The following is a 17,698-nucleotide window of genomic DNA, read 5'->3' as shown; positions in this document are numbered from 1 at the left end:
GGGCGATTCAGGAGAGAATGTTTGTGACAAAGAAAAACAGCACCGGCGGCGCTTGTCCGGGAAGCGCGGACATCGAGGGCGTCCTGAGTGAGCTCATGGCCATCCGGGCTGATATGGTCGCTGGCCTGGCCATGTCGCAGCCACATCTTGATAAGGTTCACGCGAACTACCGGGACAGTGCCCGCAACCTCCTGCATTATCTGGCCCTGCGTCGCCGCGATCTGCGCCCGTTACAGCTGCGCCTGGCGGCGCTGGGGCTGTCCTCCCTCGGGCGGGCCGAGTCGTATGTCTTGGCCACGATCGATGCGGTTCTGGGTGTCCTGCACCGTCTGCTGCAGCGCGCCTGGCAGCCGGCTCCCCAGGAAACCGCGGTCATTGATTTCGCCCACGGCGAGCGGCTGCTTGCCGAACACACGGACGCCTTGTTGGGGCCCGCGACCCCGGGACGCAAGGTCCGGATCATGGTCACCATGCCGAGCGAGGCGGCGGATGACACCCTTCTCGTTCACAATTTGCTCAAGCAAGGCATGGACGGCATGCGCATCAATTGCGCCCATGACGACGCTGCGGCCTGGGCGCGGATGATCGAGCACCTGAGGCAGGCGGAGCGGTCGCTGGGCCTGTCCTGCCGTGTTGTCATGGACCTGGCCGGGCCGAAACTACGCACCGGGCCGCTGGAGCCGGGCCCGGCGGTGGTTCGGATACGCCCCAGTCGCGATGTCTACGGGCGTGTTACCGCCCCCGCGCGGGTCTGGTTGACATCAGAGCAGTCACCTCAGCTTCCCCCCTCGCCGGCGAGCGCGTGCCTCCCCGTGCCGTCGACCTGGCTGGCCCACCTTCGCATAGGGGAGTTGGTGAAATTCACAGATGCCCGGGACGCCCAGCGGGCCTTCAAGATCGTTGACGTGGCCGAGCACGGGTGTTGGGCAGAGGTAACCAAGACGGCTTACATCGTCCCCGGCACCACCCTGCGTCACGAGCGCGGCGAGGGCAAGCCGGACGAACGTGAATGCCGCATCGGCGCGTTGCCGCCGGGTGAAAACATCCTCACCCTCCGGAAGGGCGACCTGCTCGTCCTGACCCGCGACCTCAAGCCGGGTCGCCCGGCGACCTACGACAGCGCGGGAAAAATCCTGACCCCTGCCGTGATCGGTTGCACCATTGCGGAGGTATTCGATGACGTCCGGGCAGGGCAATCGATCTGGTTCGACGACGGCAAGATCGGCGGCGTCGTCGAGAAGGTGGAGAAGGCACGGGTCCTCGTCCGCATCACGCAGGATCAGCTGAAGGCCGTGAATCTGCGAGCCAACAAGGGTATCAACCTTCCCGAGAGTGACCTGCGCCTCGCGGCCATGACCGCCAAGGACATCGAGGATCTATCCTTCGTGGCCCGGCACGCCGACATCGTCGAGTTGTCCTTCGCCAACAGCGCCCAAGACGTGGAGTTGCTTCAGCAGAACCTGGCGAGCTTGGGGAGTCGGCAGCCTGCCATCGTACTGAAGATCGAAACGCGGCGCGGCTTTGAGAACCTGCCGGCCATGCTGCTAACGGCCATGCGTGCCCCGTGTTGCGGGGTGATGATCGCCCGCGGTGATCTGGCCGTCGAATGCGGATTCGAGCGCCTGGCGGAAGTTCAGGAAGAGATTCTCTGGCTCTGCGAGGCTGCGCATGTCCCCGTGATTTGGGCCACCCAGGTCCTGGAAACGCTTGCCAAGGAAGGGCGGCCATCGCGCGCCGAGATCACGGACGCAGCGATGGGGCTCCGCGCCGAGTGTGTCATGCTCAACAAGGGGCCCTATGTAGTCAGCGCCGTGCGGGTTCTGGACGATATTCTGCGGCGGATGCATGCGCATCAGGCCAAAAAGCGGTCCATGCTCCGGGAGTTGCATTTGGCCCACATGCTGCCGGGCGAACCAGGTGCAGCAGCCGACCGGTCCGGCCATTCCGTTTCTAGCCGGAATGATGGTTTGCAGGCGGCCCCGGCGCCTGATCTTAGGCGTTAACGGTCTGCTTTCGGCAGACAATCGGACCCTCTCCAAGATTTACCCGACCGCCCGTTCCTGGCCGCTTCCTGCCTGAGAAAGGGGCGACCTGAACTTGCGCTGACTGTCAGTTCAAGTCTGGTCGTCTACAACTGAAACCACTCAAAGGTTTTCTTTGCGGACAAATCCATCAGGTCTGTTCCCACAGCAAGCCGTCAAACCGCCAGCCGTTTTTGGTGCTGCGATGGTGCGACTCGTCCATGTCGCCCTCGAATCCATTCAGCACGTTGTAAACCTCGGGAAAGCCGTATTTTTCGAGGTAACGCCCGGCTTCGACCGAGCGCCGCCCCGAGCGGCAGATCAGCACCACCGGCCGGTTGACCGATGCCGCCTTGCGCGAATGGCCGAGAAAATCGGGGTTGACGTCCCAGTCGGGTCCGTCCTGCCAGGCGATGTGGATCGCCCCCGCGGGATGGCCGACGAACAGGTATTCGATTTCCGAGCGGCAGTCGATGAAGACCGCTTCGGGGTGCGACTGAAGAAAGGCATGGGCTTCGGCGGGTTCGAGATGTTTCATGGCAGGCACCGGGCAGACTCGATACCTGCACCATAGCACCGCAGGATGGGGGCGCGCCAACCGAATATAATGCGCGATTGCCCAGTCGCCTCCCTGCCCTGCCATGTCCCGCACTGACCTGCTGAATTCCCTGCTCACCCAGCGCATCCTGGTTCTCGACGGCGCGATGGGGACGATGATCCAGTCGTACACGCTCGGCGAGGCCGATTATCGCGGCGAACGCTTCGCCGATTTTGCGCACGACGTGAAGGGCAACAACGACCTGTTGTGCCTGACTGCGCCTGCCATCATCAAGGAAGTCCACGCCAAGTATCTGGCCGCCGGCGCCGACATTCTGGAAACCAACAGCTTCAACGCCACCTCGATTTCCATGGCGGACTACCACATGGAACATCTGGTGCCGGAGCTCAACTTCGTCGCCGCCCGGCTGGCGCGCGAGGCCGCCGACGAGGCGACCGCGGCCAATCCTGCCAAGCCGCGCTTCGTCGCCGGCGTGCTGGGGCCGACCTCGCGTACCGCCACCCTTTCGCCGGAAGTGAACGACCCGGGGTTTCGCAACGTCACCTTCGACCAGCTGCGCGTGGCCTATCTGGAAGCGATCGACGGCCTGGTCAAGGGCGGCGCCGATATCCTGATGGTCGAGACGATTTTCGACACGCTGAACGCCAAGGCGGCGCTGTTCGCGATCGAGGAGTACTTCGAGGCCAACCAACTGCGGCTGCCGGTGATGATTTCCGGCACCATCACCGACGCCTCCGGGCGCACCCTGTCGGGCCAGACCGGCGAGGCGTTCTGTAACTCGGTGCGCCACGCGCGGCCGCTGTCGATCGGGCTCAACTGCGCGCTCGGCCCCGACCTGCTGCGCCAGTACGTCGAGGAACTGTCGAACAAGGCCGACGTGTTCGTCTCGGCCCACCCCAACGCCGGCCTGCCGAACGCCTTCGGCGAATACGACATGGGCGGCGACGAGATGGCGACACACATCGGCGAATGGGCGCGCGCGGGGCTGCTGAACATCGTCGGCGGCTGCTGCGGCACCACGCCGGCGCACATCGCGGCGATTGCCAAGGCCGTTGAAGGCGTCGCGCCGCGGGTGCCGCCGGTACTCGAACCGGCGATGCGCCTGTCAGGACTGGAGCCGTTCAACGTCAGTAAGGATTCGCTCTTCGTCAACGTCGGCGAGCGCACCAACGTCACCGGCTCGAAAGCTTTTTCCCGGATGGTTCTCGAAGGCCGCTACGACGACGCCCTGTCGGTGGCGCGCCAGCAGGTGGAAAACGGCGCGCAGATCATCGACATCAACATGGACGAGGGCATGCTCGACGCCGAGGCGGCGATGGTGCGCTTCCTGCTCCTGATCGCGTCCGAGCCCGACATCGCGCGGGTGCCGATCATGATCGACTCGTCGAAGTGGAGCGTGATCGAGGCCGGCCTCAAGTGCATCCAGGGCAAGGGCGTCGTCAATTCCATCTCGATGAAGGAAGGCGAGGCCGAATTCATCGAGCGCGCCAAGCTGTGCCGGCGCTACGGCGCGGCGGTGATCGTGATGGCCTTCGACGAGACCGGCCAGGCCGACACCTACGCGCGCAAGACCGAAATCTGCGCGCGCGCCTACAAGCTGCTGACCGAAACCGTCGGCTTCCCGGCCGAGGACATCATCTTCGACCCGAACATTTTCGCGGTCGCCACCGGCATCGAGGAGCACGCCAATTACGCGGTGGACTTCATCGAAGCCACCCGCTGGATCCGCCAGAACCTGCCGCACGCCCACATCTCGGGCGGCGTGTCGAACGTCAGCTTCTCGTTCCGCGGCAACGACGCGGTGCGCGAGGCGATCCACACTGCCTTCCTCTACCACGCGATCCAGGCCGGCATGGACATGGGCATCGTCAACGCCGGCCAGCTCGGCGTCTACGAGGCTCTCGATCCCGAGCTGAAGGAACGCGTCGAGGACGTGTTGCTGAACCGCCGCGCCGATTCGACCGAACGGCTGGTGAGCTTTGCCGAAAACGTGAAAGGCGGCGCGAAGGAAAATATCGAGGACCTGGCCTGGCGCAGCCTGTCGGTGAACGAGCGGCTGAGTCATGCGCTGGTCAGAGGCATCACCCAGTACATCGTCGAGGACACCGAAGCCGCGCGGCTCGAGTCCGAGCGACCGCTGCACGTGATCGAAGGGCCGCTGATGGCCGGAATGAACGTGGTCGGCGACCTGTTCGGCGCCGGCAAGATGTTCCTGCCGCAGGTGGTGAAGTCTGCGCGGGTGATGAAGCAGGCGGTGGCGCATCTGCTGCCGTTCATCGAGGCCGACAAGCGGGCCGGCGATGCGCAAAGCGCGGGCAAGATCGTCATGGCAACGGTCAAGGGCGACGTCCACGACATCGGCAAGAACATCGTCGGCGTGGTGCTCGGCTGCAACGGCTACGACATAGTCGACCTGGGCGTCATGGTGCCGGCGCAGAAGATTCTCGACGCGGCGCGCGAGCACAATGCCGACATCATCGGCCTGTCCGGCCTCATCACGCCCTCGCTGGAGGAAATGGCGCACGTCGCCCGCGAAATGCAGCGTCAGGGCTTCACCATCCCGCTCTTGATCGGCGGCGCCACCACCTCGCTCGCCCACACCGCGGTAAAGGTCGAGCCGAACTACCAGCACCCGGTGGTGCACGTGAAGGATGCCTCGCGCGCGGTCGGCGTCTGCACGCAACTTTTGTCGAACGACCTGCGCGACGCATTCGCCGCCGAGATCAAGGCAGACTATGCCATCACGCGCGAACGCCACCTCAAGCACAAGTCCGACACCGTTCGCATCAAGCTTACCGAGGCGCGCGCCAACAAATTCAAGATCGACTGGGCCCGCTACACGCCGCCGGTGCCGCAACAGCCCGGCGCCCACGTGCTGCGCGCCTACGACCTGGCAAAGCTGGTCGAAGTGATCGACTGGACGCCGTTCTTCGCGTCGTGGGAGTTGCACGGCAAATTTCCGAAGATTCTCGACGACGAAGTGGTGGGCATCGAGGCGAAAAAGCTTTACAACGACGCCCAGGCGATGCTGAAGCAGGTGATCGCGGAGAACTGGGTGGAGGCGCGCGCGGTGTTCGGCTTGTTCCCGGCCAACACGGTCAACGACGACGACATCGAGGTCTATACCGACGAATCGCGTTCCAGCGTATTGATGACCTGGCACAACCTGCGCCAGCAGATGAAAAAGCCGGAAGGCCGCGCCAACCTGTGCATCGCCGACTTCGTCGCGCCCAAGGCCAGCGGGCTCAAGGATTACCTCGGCGCCTTCGTCGTCACCACCGGAATCGGCGAGGACGAGCGCGCCAAGGCGTTCGAGGCCGCGCACGACGACTACTCCGCCATCCTGTTCAAGTCGCTGTGCGACCGCCTCGCCGAAGCCTTCGCCGAGCACCTGCACCTGCGCGTGCGCCGCGAGTTCTGGGGGTATGCCGGCGAGGAAGCGCTCAGCAATAACGAACTGATTGGGGAAAAGTACCAGGGCATCCGCCCCGCCCCCGGCTATCCCGCCTGTCCCGAGCACAGCGAAAAAGCGCCGCTGTTCGAGGTGCTCGACGCCACCGCCAGCATCGGCGTGGTGCTGACAGAAAACTTCGCCATGTGGCCGGGCGCGGCGGTGTCGGGCTTCTACCTGTCGCACCCCGATAGCCAGTACTTCGGCGTCGCCAAGATCGAGCGCGACCAGGTCGAGGACTACGCCCGCCGCAAGGGCTGGACGCTGGCGGAAGCGGAGCGCTGGCTGGCGCCGAATCTGGCTTACTCCAACTAAGCCATGGCTCTGTTCAAGCACCTTCCAGACGCGTTATTTGCTCCTTTGGCCGGCGCGAACCGGAACATTTACGTTAACGTCCTGACACGTTTGCACGCGTTGTTCTTTGGCACTTCGGCAGCCTTGCTGCCTGCTTACGAAACGGTGCGGAGCGAGATTGAAGAAGTGCTGTCGGATATGACACTGCAGGACTGGCAATCCGAGGAAGGCGAAGAGTCGGCACCAGACATCCCCAATACCCAACTTGGCTATGCTGCCCGCGCTTATCGGCGTTTACGGCAGTGCGGATGGCTGGAGGAAGAACAAGACGGTTATCGCATTCGCGTCGCCATGCCGCCCGATGTCGGGCGACTGCTCGGTAACTTGTTGGAGATCGCGCAACAGCGTAATCGCCTTTACGGCGGGATAGTGCAGACCATTCATAACAATATTATCCAGGTGCAACTGGCTCCTGCCGACCAGGCAGCCGCGCTGTCGGAGGCAGCACGACAGGCGCGAGAGTTCTTTTTACACTTGCGCTCGTTGGCCTATGGCTTACGCGAAGTATCGCAAAGGCTTCGCTCAGAACATGACCCCAGGATTCTGCTGGGTGGATTCTTCTCGGATTTTGTCGAGGAATTTCTGGTTGCGGATTACAAAACGCTGTACACCCGTGACAACCCCTTCCGCTATCGAGCGGAAATCCTTAGCAAGGTAAGAAGCATTCGTTTCTCGCATGATGCACGCACGACACTTCCGGAGGCCTATCTGCGCCAGCGCATTGTCCGTAGCGAAATAGAAGCTTTGCGCCGGGTGGACGACGATTTAGCTACGCTCGAACAGGTATTTTCCGAAGTGGATGCGCACCTGGAACGCATTAACGAATTCCGCGCCGGGCTGGAGCGCCGGGTTGCAGAGGCTGTGCGATATATGGACAAGACCCAGCCCGGCGCAGCCGCGCGCATCGCGCGGCTGGTAAAGCGTGCCGCCTTGTCTGATGATGCCGCAACCTTAACGGCACCCCATCGCCTGATGCGTGTGTTGCCGTTTTCGCCGCGCAGCCCTCGCACCCCCGTCTCGCCAAAGCGCCCGCCCGAGCCGGAACGCCTGCGCCGCACCGAGCCAGACCCAGTGCGTCTAGCTCGGCAAAAAGCCATCCGCAATTATCTTGCTCGCCGCCGCCTGGATCCGCGCGCGGTGGAGACCTACCTGGATCAGCAGATGGGATCGCGCCAGGAACTGCGCGCGCAAGAATTTTGCATCGAATCAGTCGAGGATTTCGTCGCCTTCTCGCACCTTTCGCAACTCAGCCAGCTGATACGGTCAGGCGAAAGCGGGCAGCGGCTCAATCGACGTTTTGACGTGCGCGCCGGAATGGCGCGCATCGACACGGAATGGCTTGCGTGCCGGGACTTCACCATCATTCGAAAAACAATTTGATGCTACGCGACCTCAAACACCTGCTCGACCGCAACGATGAACTCAGCGAATCCGACTTCAAGAGCGCGGCCAATGCCTTATTGACCAGGCAATTTCTCTACCTGGCCGACGAGCGCCCACACTACCGCTTGATTACTGACCATTTCGAGTACTTTCGCGCGCTCTTCGATGCGTTGGGCTGGCAACTTTATCTGGATCAGGATTTTGGCTACGTCGGCGTACTGCCGGGCGATGAAGAGACCTATCTGCGCCTTGATCTCACCGAAACTCTGCTTCTTTTTGTTGCGCGGCTAGCTTTCGAGGAAGGCGTGGAGGCGCGCCAAACGCAGGATGGCAAGGTACATCTAAGCGCAGCCGATCTGCTGGAACGCTACCTTGCGTTGACCCACCGCGAATCCCCTAAGAAAGGCGATTACATCGGCCTGCTCAAACACTTTCAACGTCACGGTCTGCTGCGATTCGGTGACGAAGATGCCGCCACGGGTCTACCCCGAATTGCCCTGTTGCCAGCCTTGCGCCAGGTAGCGGGAGACCACTGCCTGGAACGGCTGGAAGCACACCTGGAAAAGGCCGGGCAAGCCAATGAAATCGGCCTGCCAGAAGCGGGCGAACAATGAAGCTGCTCAACCGCATCCTGCTGGTCAACTGGTATCTGCTATCAGCCGAGCAGATTGACATCGAGGGCAATACTGCATTCATCGGCCCGAACGCTGCGGGAAAATCGTCGGTGCTGGATGCGATCCAGGCCGTATTGCTCGGCGGCGACCAGCGACTGATTCAACTCAACGCCAGCGCGGGCGAAAAAAGCCGGCGCACGTTGCGTGAATATTGTCTGGGCGTGGTGCGCGACCCTTCTACCGGCGCAGACCTCGATCCCGATCTGGCGCCGCGTCGGCAGGCTGTTTCTTATATCGTGCTGTGTTTTCGCGATGATGAAACCAACGACGAGACCGCCATCGGCCTCGCCATGCACGCCCACCTTGAGAACGGCGTATTCGAGGTAGATGGTCGTTTTATCGTGCCGCGTGCCTCATTGATTTTGCGCGACCTCATCGAATCGGTCGGGGGCGAAGACCGCCCGATTCCCTGGGAGCGTGTAAGGGAAGACCTGCGCCGCCGTTGCCACGCGCAGCGCGCGGAGTTCGAGAACCTGAACGAGTCTGGACGCTTCATTAAACGTTTGGGCGAGGCGCTCGGTTATGGCGGCCGTTCTTTTGAGCCGACCCGTTTCGCACGCAGCCTAAAAAATGCCGTGACGTTCGCGCCGATCAAGGATGTATCCGAATTCGTGCGCCGCCACATCCTCGACGACAAGCCCATCAGGGTGAAGGCCTTGCAGGAATCGCTCAAAAATTATCGGCTCATCGAAGTTAAAACCAAGGAAGTGCGCGACCGCATCGCCGCGCTCAAGCTTGTCCAGGCCCATTATTTGGAGGCGGCACGTCGGGGACAGCGAGCGGTGCAATACGACTGGATCGAGATGGAAGCGGCGGTGCTACGGCTGGACGACGAACGGGCACACATCGAAGAAGAACTGGAACAACTCGAGCAAAAAAACAAGGCGCTAGACATGGAGTTCAGCGCCTTGGGCAAGCAGAACGAGCAGGATCAAGCAGAAATCCTGCGCCTCACTGGGCTCATCGAAGCAAGCGGCAGCGAGGCCAAACGTCGGGAACTGGAAGCGCGTATTGAGACGCAGCGGACCCACGCAAACCAGGCTGGCAACGACCTGAACTCAATTCGGCGAAATCTCTCCGTCGTCTGGAAACTGCTCGACTTCCGTGAAGACCTGCCCAAGCCTTTGACGACTGTGTTGGAAGCGCTTGCGGATACGCTCCCCAAGGACGAGTTGCTCGTCCCTATTTGGCCCGAAGCACCCGAGATCGTCGAACAGCTTGCCAACGAAGTCCGCACTGGGCTTGAAGCTGTGCTGTCAGGCATAAAGGAACGCACGAGGAAATTCGGAAATGAAGTTGAAGCCATGAACACCGACTTGTTGGGTTTGCGCGAGCGGCTGCAGACCCTTCAACGCGGAGAAACCCCTTTGTCGAGGAAAACCCAAGCCCTCATCGCCCTGCTCGACCAGCACAACATCGGTAGCCGCCCACTGTGCGATTGCGTGGAAATCGTGGACGAACGCTGGCGGGACTGCATCGAGCGCTATCTCGGCAGCAATCGCGAAGCCCTGATCGTCGCACCCGAGGGTGCGCGTGACGCCATCACCGTCTACCGCCGTCAGGGTCGAGAGCTGTTTGGCGCACGCGTAATCAACACACGCAAAACCCAGGACTGGTTGAAGCGTTGCGAGTCGGGTTCGCTGGCAGAAATCGTCACCACCGACGACGACCATGCCCGCGCCTATATCAATCGTCTGCTCGGTCGTGTGATGCGGGTGGAAACGGAGGATGAACTCCTGCGCCAGGATCGCGCCGCCACGGACGACGGCATGCTTGCCGCCAACGGTGCCATCGAACGCATGGCGCCTGTGCAAGACCACCTACTGGGACGCGCCAGCCGCGAACTCACGCGCAAGCGCCTGGAACAACAGTTTCAGGCGGATGCCGACAAATACGCCAAGGCTGATCGCGCTCATAAATGCCTTGCGGGTGTCTCCGAAGCCTTGGCTGACTTTGCACGCAAGCTGGAAAATGGCATCGAGCTGACTGCACTGGCTGGGAGCCGAGCTGACGCTCAAGCAAAGATAAAGCGTCTGAACGAAGAATTGGGGCAGCTCGACCTGAAAGAGGCAGACACCCTTAAACAAAAATTCAAAGCGACTCAGAACAGCATAGAAACGCGTAAGGGGAAGTTCAGCGCACTTGAAGCGCTGAAAACAGGCTTATTAAAACAAACCACTATTCAGGAAGAGAAGAATCGCCAGAATAATGTGGCATTCGCGCAAGCCACCGAGGAACGCACGCGCCGCACCCAGTCCGCGACCCTCAAGATGGCAGAGGCTTCTGCCCAATTCGAGCGCCTGCTGACTGAATATGGTGAAGACCTCAACAAAGTGGAGGAAGTCGCCCGCCAGCGCACCCGAAAAAACCGCACTGATCAGGCTCAGAGCCGGGATGCCGCGCACGGTGATCTGCGCGAATATGCGCTGAAGTATTCCGCTTTGCTGCCAGGCTCGACCAACCATGCGCCCGAAGCCCTGCATGCAGAACTAGAAGCCTGGAGCATCGCCAACCTCACCAACCTGGAAGACACTCAGCTTGCCGGCCTGACTGATCGCGCCGAGAAAGCCAGGCTGGATGCTGAACAAATTTTCCACGCACAGTTCATCGGCCTGTTGCGCGACAATCTGGCCGGCATCGACGATGCGCTCGATGAACTCAATCGCAACCTGAAAAAACGCGATTTCCACGGCGAAGTGTACCAGTTCAAGAAGCTTCCCAAAGCCGAGTACAAGCCGCTGATCGAATGGGTGCGCTCGGCCACCGCCGAAGTACAAGCCAATGTCGGCAGCCTGTTCGATACGCAGGCCTTGCCGGGCTCCGAGCATTTCGAAGCGCGCAAAAAAGTCCGCGAACTGCTCATGGGCGGTGCCGACGGAGCCAGCGCGCTGGAAGACAAGCTGGCTGATTACCGCAACTACTACCACTTCGACGTGGAAATGAAGGATCCCAATCGGGCAGGTTCCGCTGCCTTGTTATCGCACCGCCTGGGCAAAGGCTCCGGCGGTGAGCATCAGGCGCCGTTTTATGTCGCCATTGGCGCGGCGCTGGCGGCCACCTACCGGCTGGAGCGTGACGAATCTACTGGTAAAGTGAAAGGCGGCATGGCGCTGGCCTTATTCGACGAGGCATTCAGCAAACTGGATGTGGGCAATACGCAAAGTGCGCTCGCCTTCCTGCGCGATCTTGGGGTGCAGGCAATAATCGCCGCGCCCGACGAGCGCCATGCCCTGTTGGCTGAGGAAATGGACACCATCGTCAACGTGTATCGCGACGGCGGCGCGGTTTCTATCGAGTCGCAATATTTCAAACCTGCGCTGCATGCGCTGCTTGCCATCGACAATCCGTTCAAGACGTATGACTGATCCCGCGCTCGGACTGCTCAATACCTTGTTCGAGCGTTGGCAGCGCAGCGACAACAGCAGTAAAACGCTCAGCCTCAGCCTGGCGGGACGCGACAGCGGCGGTTATCGAGCCACGTCGGGAAACTGCCGCGAAAGTTTTCATGCGGTCATGGCGAACGCAGCAGCATGCGGTGCAGTCACGCTTGAATGGGGGCGTTTTGAAGCCGAGCACGAATTGCGACGCGTGCTGCTTGTTGACGGGCACAAGCTGGCTGGCTTCCTTGGCCGCACGCCTGCCCGAACCCAGGTGGTCGCTCTTGCGCCACGGATCACCCTCCTGCTAGAACACGCACCGCCGTGGCTGCAAACCTGCTGGGATAACGCGGCCACCCGTTGGCAACGGGGAGACGCTGCGCTACGGCTGCGTTTACCGCAACATGCCGCCGACATCGAGCGGCTATTCAAAGCCTTGCTTGCTGTCAACCACAATCAACAAGAGAACCTCGACCTGCGCAGTTTCAGCGTTCAGGTCACAGATGACTCCAAAGCGATGGAACGCCTAAAAGCCAGCTTTGCCGAAGCCTGGTGCAAGGCGCATGACTGCGAATCCCGGGATGTTGACGACCTCTATCATTCGCTGGGTTTGATCAAAACACCGCAACCCGTTTTGTTGCGGGGGGCAGTGAGCCTGCGCGGAGAACAGACCCTGCTGGATTTGTCCGAAGTACGTCCCTGGATCGGCCTGCCTGGCGAAACCTTGGCCAATCTGGTGCTACCCGAGCGGCCGGGCTATGTGCTCAGTATCGAAAACTGGACCAGCTTTGCCCGCCATTGCCGGGAAGTGCCTGATACGGGATTCATCCTTTATACCGGCGGGTTTCCCAATCCCAGCATCCAGTCTGTATTTAAGCGCTTGGGGCAGGAACTCAGCCAAGCCACCCCGTTTTACCACTGGGGCGACACTGACGTGCGCGGCTTGGAAATTTTCGCCCTAGTCACTCGACTGAGCGGCCGCGAAGTGCGCCCCCACCAGATGGGGCACGGGCAGTGGACGCAAGGGCGACTGCTTATCCCCAGCGAAATCCGCACTGTTGAAAGCTTGCGCTGGGTGCCGGGCATTGCAGATTTGGCAAACCGACTTATTACGTCAGGGGTGCCGCAGGATTTTGAGCAGGAGAGTCGCTCGCCCCAAACCCCCGTCTAGCGTTAATCCAAGGTGTTCATCTACCAGCCCTGATCGAGGATTTTTTCCAGCCAGAACAAGCCGATCACGGTCTTGGTTTCGCAGATTTTGCCGCTGCGCAGCCAGTCCATCGCCTCGCCGAACGGCACCCGCAGGATTTCCAGGAATTCGTCGTGGTCGCGGCCGTGGTTGCCGGGTGCCAGCCCGCGCGCCAGGTAGAACGCCAGCCGCTCATCCGAATAGCCGATGCAGGGATAGATGGTGGTGACCTCGCGCCACTCGGCGGCGGTGTAGCCGGTTTCCTCTTCCAGTTCGCGCTTCGCGCAGCTGAGGTCGTCCTCACAGGGGTCGATCTTGCCCGCCGGCAGTTCGATGAAGTCGCGGTGCAGCGGGTAGCGGTGCTGGCGCTCCAGTAGCAGGTCGCCGTTGTCGAACACCGGGATGATGACGACGGCACCGGGATGAACGATGTATTCGCGCGTCGACTCGCATCCATCGGGCAGGCGCACGCGGTCGCACTTGACGTGCATCAACCTGCCCTTGAAGACGGTTTCGCTGGCCAGTTCGGTTTCGGTAAGGTCCGTGATGTCGTTTTTCATCCCACCATGATACCGAGCGCGGACAAAAAAAAGCCGGGTTCTTGCGAACCCGGCGGAACGGAGGAGACAACCCTCGTTGCGGAGAACTTCCTGCTTGCAGCGCAAACAGCAAGCCTTTGCATGCTACGAAAGGGATCAAATTTTGGCTATACAACTTTAGTTGTAGGTGCGGACTAACTTACTGATAAATAGGTTAATTTTCTTCCTTAACTTGGGTAAAAACCGGGGCGAATCGATCGTTTTTCGATTTCAGCCCGGATTCAAGATCGTTTTTGAGCCGGCCCATACAGGCTGCAGCGTCTTAAAAAGCCCTGATTTTTTCGCGCAAAGCGGAGTACTGGCGACGGCTCACCATCAGCCGCTCATCCAGCCCATCCAGGCGCAGAAAATGGCCGTCGTCCTCGCCGGGCAATTTGCCGATTTCGCGGATGCGCGCGCTGGCGACCAGACAATTGCGGTGAATGCGCAGAAAGGCGTCGTCAAACTCGTTTTCCAGCCGGGTGAGCGATTCTTCGATCAGGAATTCGCGCGCGGCGGTGCGCACGGTGACGTACTTGAGTTCCGCCTTGAGATAGAGAATATCCGCCACCGGGATCAGCACGATGCGGCCTTTCTCATTCACCGACAGGTGCGTGCGCGCCTTGGGATGCGCCTCACGCAGATGATCAAGCACCGTCGCATTCAGCCGGTGCGCCCGCGACAGGGCACGCACCAGGCGGTCGGCACGCACCGGCTTCAGCAGGTAGTCGACCGCATTCAAATCGAACGCCTGACAAGCGTAGGCATCGTAGGCGGTGCTGAAGATGATGGCGGGCGGGGCCGACAACTGGTTGAGGTGGGCGGCGCATTCGAGGCCGTCCATGCCGGGCATGCGGATATCGAGCAGCACCGCGTCGACCGGCTGCTGCTGCACCTGGTTCAGCGCATCCAGCCCGCTGTCGGCTTCGCCAACGACGTCGACCTGCAGCTGGCCGGCGCAATCCGCCAGCACGTCACGCAGGCGGTGACGTGCCGGCGCCTCGTCATCGACGATGAGGACGCGCAGGGGCAGGCTGGGTGCGTTCATGGGTATAAGGAATGACGATGTGCACCTGATAAACGGCACCCAGCGATTCCAACTTGAGCTGGGCGTCGAGATCGAAATGCAGCAGCAGCCGCTCGCGGATATTCGCCAGCGCGATGCGGTTGCCCTTGTGGTGGCTGGCTTCGGTAGCGATCGGATTGCGCACCACGATGTGCACCTTGTCGGCGCTGCGGTAGATATTGAGGCTGATCTCGCCGCCCTCGGGCTGCGGCTCGATGCCGTGGTAAACCGCGTTTTCCACCAGCGGCTGGATCACCAGCGGCGGAATCAGCGCGTCGCCCGGCATTTTGTTGATGTGCCAGGACACCTGGAGGCGGTCGCCCAGGCGCAACTGCTCCAGTTCCAGATAGGCGCGTGTGAGCGCCACCTCGTCTTCCAGCGGGGCCAGTTGGCGGGCATCTCCCATCAGCGCACGGAAAAGATCGGCCATGTTTTCCAGCGCGCGCTCGGCGCGGCGCGGGTCGCTGCGCACCAGCGACAGCACCGCGTTGAGGCTGTTGAACAGGAAATGCGGACGGATGCGCGCCTGCAAGGCCTGCAGGCGCGCCTCGGTGATGGCGGGCGACAGGGCGCGGGCGCGCAGGTTGAAATAGGCCAGCAGGCCCGCGCCGGCCAGCAGCGCGAACAGCGCTACGCCGGTCAGCGGAATCGGCTGCGAGCCGGCCATAAACAACGCGACCAGCAGCGGCACCACCATGCCCAGCGCCAGCGTCAATCCCACGCCCAGCCGATAGGGCAGGCCACGCAGCCAGCGCCCCGCCGCACACAGGGCCAGCAAGGTCAGCAGCAATGCCGGCTGCGCCAGCGCCGACAGCGCGATGAATTCCGCCTGAAACGTCTGCGCATCCGCTACCCGTGCCACCACGCCGGCCACCAGCGCCGCTTCCACCGTCAGCGCGATGCGCAGGTTCACCCCCAGGTGACAGAAGTTCGGCAATTCGACCTGCCGGTTGTTATGATTCTTTCTTTTCATTCCCCATTCCTGCCCCATGAGCACGTCACCGACGCCGCCCGCAGCGTGGTCCGGCCGCTTTTCCGAGCCGGTTTCCGAAATTGTCAAACGCTACACCGCGTCGATTCCCTTCGATTATCGGCTGGCCGAGTTCGATATACAGGGTTCGCTGGCGCACGCCGCCATGTTGCACCACGTCGGCGTCCTCTCCAAGGAGGATCTCGACTCGATTCAGCGCGGCATGGCCGAACTGCTGACCGAGATTCGCGCCGGCGGATTCAGCTGGTCGCTGGACAAGGAAGACGTCCACCTCAACATCGAGGCCGCGCTGACCGCGAAAATCGGCGATGCCGGCAAGCGCCTGCACACCGGCCGCAGCCGCAACGACCAGGTGGCGACCGATATCCGCCTGTTCCTGCGCGACGCGATCGACCGCATTGTGGACGGCCTCCGCGCCTGCCAGACCTCGCTGGTCGACCTGGCCGAGGCACATGCCGACACCGTGATGCCGGGCTTCACCCACCTGCAGGTGGCGCAGCCGGTGACCTTTGGCCACCACTTGCTGGCCTATTTCGAAATGCTGGCGCGCGACGCCGAGCGCATGGCCGACTGCCGCCGCCGCGTCAACCGCCTGCCGCTGGGCGCCGCCGCGCTGGCCGGCACCAGCTACCCGATCGACCGCCAGTTTGTCGCTGATCAACTCGGCTTCGATGCAGTGTGCGAGAACTCGCTCGACGCCGTCTCCGACCGCGACTTCGCCATCGAATTTACCGCCGCCGCCGCGCTGGTGATGACACACCTGTCGCGCCTGTCGGAGGAGCTGATCCTGTGGATGAGCCCGCGCTTCGGCTTCATCGACCTGGCCGACCGCTTCTGCACCGGCTCTTCCATCATGCCGCAGAAGAAAAACCCCGACGTGCCCGAACTGGTGCGCGGCAAGACCGGCCGGGTCAACGGCCATCTGGTGGCGCTGCTCACGCTGATGAAGGGCCAGCCGCTGGCCTACAACAAGGACAACCAGGAAGACAAGGAGCCGCTGTTCGACACTGTCGACACGCTGACCGACACCCTGACGATCTACGCCGACATGCTCACCGGCGTCACCGTCAAACCCGATGCGATGCGCGCCGCGGTGATGCAGGGCTTCGCCACCGCCACCGATCTGGCCGATTATCTGGTGAAAAAAGGCGTGCCCTTCCGCGATGCGCATGAAGTCGTGGCGCGCGCGGTGCGTGCGGCCGACAGCAGCGGACGCGACCTCGCCGAACTGTCGCTCGATGAATTGCAGGCATTCAGCACGATGATCGCGGACGACGTCTACGCCGTGCTGACGCTGGAAGGCTCGCTCGCCGCCCGCAACCACTTCGGCGGCACCGCGCCGGTGCAGGTGCGCGCGGCCATCGCGCGCGCGCGCCGGCGCATTTAACCGGCGCATTTAAGTCGCTACGAGCGGGGCGTGCTCGCGGCAGATCCGCCGCACCTCGGGGCTGCTGAGCTTTTCCTGCAGCAGCCCGCAGAAATAACTGCGCGGTCCGATCCGCTGGTTGTGGCGGCAGGTCGCGCACACGCCGAAGGTGTGCTTGCCGCTTTGTGCCTGCACCTGGGCCAGCACCTGCCGCAGCACCACAATCGCCGATGTCACCCGCGCCTGGCTTGCCGTCTGCACGATATCGCGCCAGGCGCTCCCGGCGCTCAGCGTCTTCAGCAGGGTGGTGCCCCCCTCGGCCAGGATCAGCCGCACCACCCGGCCATCGCGGGGGTCGGCGTAGCGCGAGATCAATCGGCGGCGCGCCAGCACCAGCACCGTCTGCGACACCGTGCCCTTGGTCAGGCCGAGGTATTCGGTCAGCGCCTGCGGGGTATTGCTGAAGCGGTTGGCCTGGTTCAGATAGAACAGCACCTGCAGATGCACCGGCTGCAGCCCCTGCGCCGCGCCCGCCTGCCGCAGGTCGGCCCGGGTCAGCAGCGACAGCCGCTCGACCAGGTCAAACAGGGTAAGCGCCTGGCTTTTCAAATTACCCCGTATGTTTCATGAATTCGCGCGATGATCGCGCAGGATTTTATTTTGTAGGGGAAGTTTGTGAAGGAGTGGCG

Annotated in this window: 12 protein-coding genes; 7 read left to right on the top strand and 5 right to left on the bottom strand. The window is 62.1% G+C overall.

The features are described from left to right. The first annotated feature begins 23 nt into the window (after positions 1 to 23). Complete coding sequence (locus ABW22_RS05735) at positions 24 to 2,003, top strand: pyruvate kinase (protein WP_237763241.1); 1,980 nt, start codon at positions 24 to 26, stop codon at positions 2,001 to 2,003. A gap of 169 nt (positions 2,004 to 2,172) precedes the next feature. On the opposite strand, the gene ABW22_RS05730 is transcribed toward ABW22_RS05735, so the two are convergent. Further along, entirely contained in the window at positions 2,173 to 2,559 is a 387-nt protein-coding gene (locus ABW22_RS05730; RefSeq protein WP_059753068.1) for a rhodanese-like domain-containing protein, read from the bottom strand. A 103-nt stretch (positions 2,560 to 2,662) separates the two neighbouring features. Here ABW22_RS05730 and metH point away from each other — a divergent pair, with 103 nt between their 5' ends. The 5 genes from metH to ABW22_RS05705 are packed head-to-tail and all read left to right on the top strand — an operon-like array spanning position 2,663 to position 12,990. Beyond that, complete coding sequence (gene metH, locus ABW22_RS05725; RefSeq protein WP_059753065.1) at positions 2,663 to 6,346, top strand: methionine synthase; 3,684 nt, start codon at positions 2,663 to 2,665, stop codon at positions 6,344 to 6,346. Between the two features lie 3 nt (positions 6,347 to 6,349). Continuing rightward, positions 6,350 to 7,765, top strand: a complete 1,416-nt coding sequence (locus tag ABW22_RS05720; RefSeq protein WP_157648558.1) for a Wadjet anti-phage system protein JetA family protein — start codon at positions 6,350 to 6,352, stop codon at positions 7,763 to 7,765. After that, positions 7,765 to 8,382 (top strand): DUF4194 domain-containing protein, encoded by a 618-nt coding sequence (locus tag ABW22_RS05715; protein WP_059753053.1) that lies wholly within the window; start codon positions 7,765 to 7,767, stop codon positions 8,380 to 8,382. Before ABW22_RS05720 ends, ABW22_RS05715 begins: the two co-directional genes overlap by 1 nt. Continuing rightward, on the top strand, positions 8,379 to 11,807 hold the full coding sequence (locus ABW22_RS05710; RefSeq protein ID WP_059753050.1) for an SbcC/MukB-like Walker B domain-containing protein: 3,429 nt from the start codon (positions 8,379 to 8,381) through the stop codon (positions 11,805 to 11,807). The genes ABW22_RS05715 and ABW22_RS05710 overlap by 4 nt, the downstream gene beginning before the upstream one ends. Beyond that, on the top strand, positions 11,800 to 12,990 hold the full coding sequence (locus ABW22_RS05705) for a Wadjet anti-phage system protein JetD domain-containing protein (protein ID WP_059753045.1): 1,191 nt from the start codon (positions 11,800 to 11,802) through the stop codon (positions 12,988 to 12,990). Before ABW22_RS05710 ends, ABW22_RS05705 begins: the two co-directional genes overlap by 8 nt. 20 nt (positions 12,991 to 13,010) lie before the next feature. Here ABW22_RS05705 and ABW22_RS05700 read toward each other — a convergent pair whose 3' ends face one another. The 3 genes from ABW22_RS05700 to ABW22_RS05690 all read right to left on the bottom strand — a co-directional run bounded on the left by ABW22_RS05700 (position 13,011) and on the right by ABW22_RS05690 (position 15,625). After that, the gene (locus tag ABW22_RS05700; protein ID WP_059753041.1) at positions 13,011 to 13,568 is read right to left on the bottom strand and encodes an NUDIX domain-containing protein; all 558 of its coding nucleotides are present in this window, start codon (positions 13,566 to 13,568) and stop codon (positions 13,011 to 13,013) included. A gap of 301 nt (positions 13,569 to 13,869) precedes the next feature. Then, positions 13,870 to 14,634 (bottom strand): LytR/AlgR family response regulator transcription factor, encoded by a 765-nt coding sequence (locus tag ABW22_RS05695; RefSeq protein ID WP_059753036.1) that lies wholly within the window; start codon positions 14,632 to 14,634, stop codon positions 13,870 to 13,872. Further along, complete coding sequence (locus ABW22_RS05690; protein WP_059753031.1) at positions 14,591 to 15,625, bottom strand: sensor histidine kinase; 1,035 nt, start codon at positions 15,623 to 15,625, stop codon at positions 14,591 to 14,593. Before ABW22_RS05690 ends, ABW22_RS05695 begins: the two co-directional genes overlap by 44 nt. 16 nt (positions 15,626 to 15,641) lie before the next feature. Between ABW22_RS05690 and argH the strand changes: the two genes are divergently transcribed. Continuing rightward, entirely contained in the window at positions 15,642 to 17,030 is a 1,389-nt protein-coding gene (argH, locus tag ABW22_RS05685) for an argininosuccinate lyase (RefSeq protein ID WP_059753027.1), read from the top strand. 9 nt (positions 17,031 to 17,039) lie between these two features. Here argH and ABW22_RS05680 read toward each other — a convergent pair whose 3' ends face one another. Beyond that, on the bottom strand, positions 17,040 to 17,618 hold the full coding sequence (locus ABW22_RS05680; RefSeq protein ID WP_059753024.1) for a MarR family winged helix-turn-helix transcriptional regulator: 579 nt from the start codon (positions 17,616 to 17,618) through the stop codon (positions 17,040 to 17,042). Between the last annotated feature and the right edge of the window lie 80 nt (positions 17,619 to 17,698).

The sequence above is a fragment of the Thiobacillus denitrificans genome (genome assembly GCF_001530125.1).
Taxonomy (GTDB): domain Bacteria; phylum Pseudomonadota; class Gammaproteobacteria; order Burkholderiales; family Thiobacillaceae; genus Thiobacillus; species Thiobacillus denitrificans_C.
The sequence above is the reverse complement of the archived record's forward strand: the minus strand, read 5'-3'. Positions and strand labels throughout refer to the sequence as shown.

Coding starts and splice junctions, on each gene's coding strand:
- ABW22_RS05730 (WP_059753068.1), bottom strand. CDS start 2,559: ATGAAACATCTCGAACCCGCCGAAGCCCATGCCTTTCTTCAGTCGCAC.
- metH (WP_059753065.1), top strand. CDS start 2,663: ATGTCCCGCACTGACCTGCTGAATTCCCTGCTCACCCAGCGCATCCTG.
- ABW22_RS05720 (WP_157648558.1), top strand. CDS start 6,350: ATGGCTCTGTTCAAGCACCTTCCAGACGCGTTATTTGCTCCTTTGGCC.
- ABW22_RS05715 (WP_059753053.1), top strand. CDS start 7,765: ATGCTACGCGACCTCAAACACCTGCTCGACCGCAACGATGAACTCAGC.
- ABW22_RS05710 (WP_059753050.1), top strand. CDS start 8,379: ATGAAGCTGCTCAACCGCATCCTGCTGGTCAACTGGTATCTGCTATCA.
- ABW22_RS05705 (WP_059753045.1), top strand. CDS start 11,800: ATGACTGATCCCGCGCTCGGACTGCTCAATACCTTGTTCGAGCGTTGG.
- ABW22_RS05700 (WP_059753041.1), bottom strand. CDS start 13,568: ATGAAAAACGACATCACGGACCTTACCGAAACCGAACTGGCCAGCGAA.
- ABW22_RS05695 (WP_059753036.1), bottom strand. CDS start 14,634: ATGAACGCACCCAGCCTGCCCCTGCGCGTCCTCATCGTCGATGACGAG.
- ABW22_RS05690 (WP_059753031.1), bottom strand. CDS start 15,625: ATGAAAAGAAAGAATCATAACAACCGGCAGGTCGAATTGCCGAACTTC.
- argH (WP_059753027.1), top strand. CDS start 15,642: ATGAGCACGTCACCGACGCCGCCCGCAGCGTGGTCCGGCCGCTTTTCC.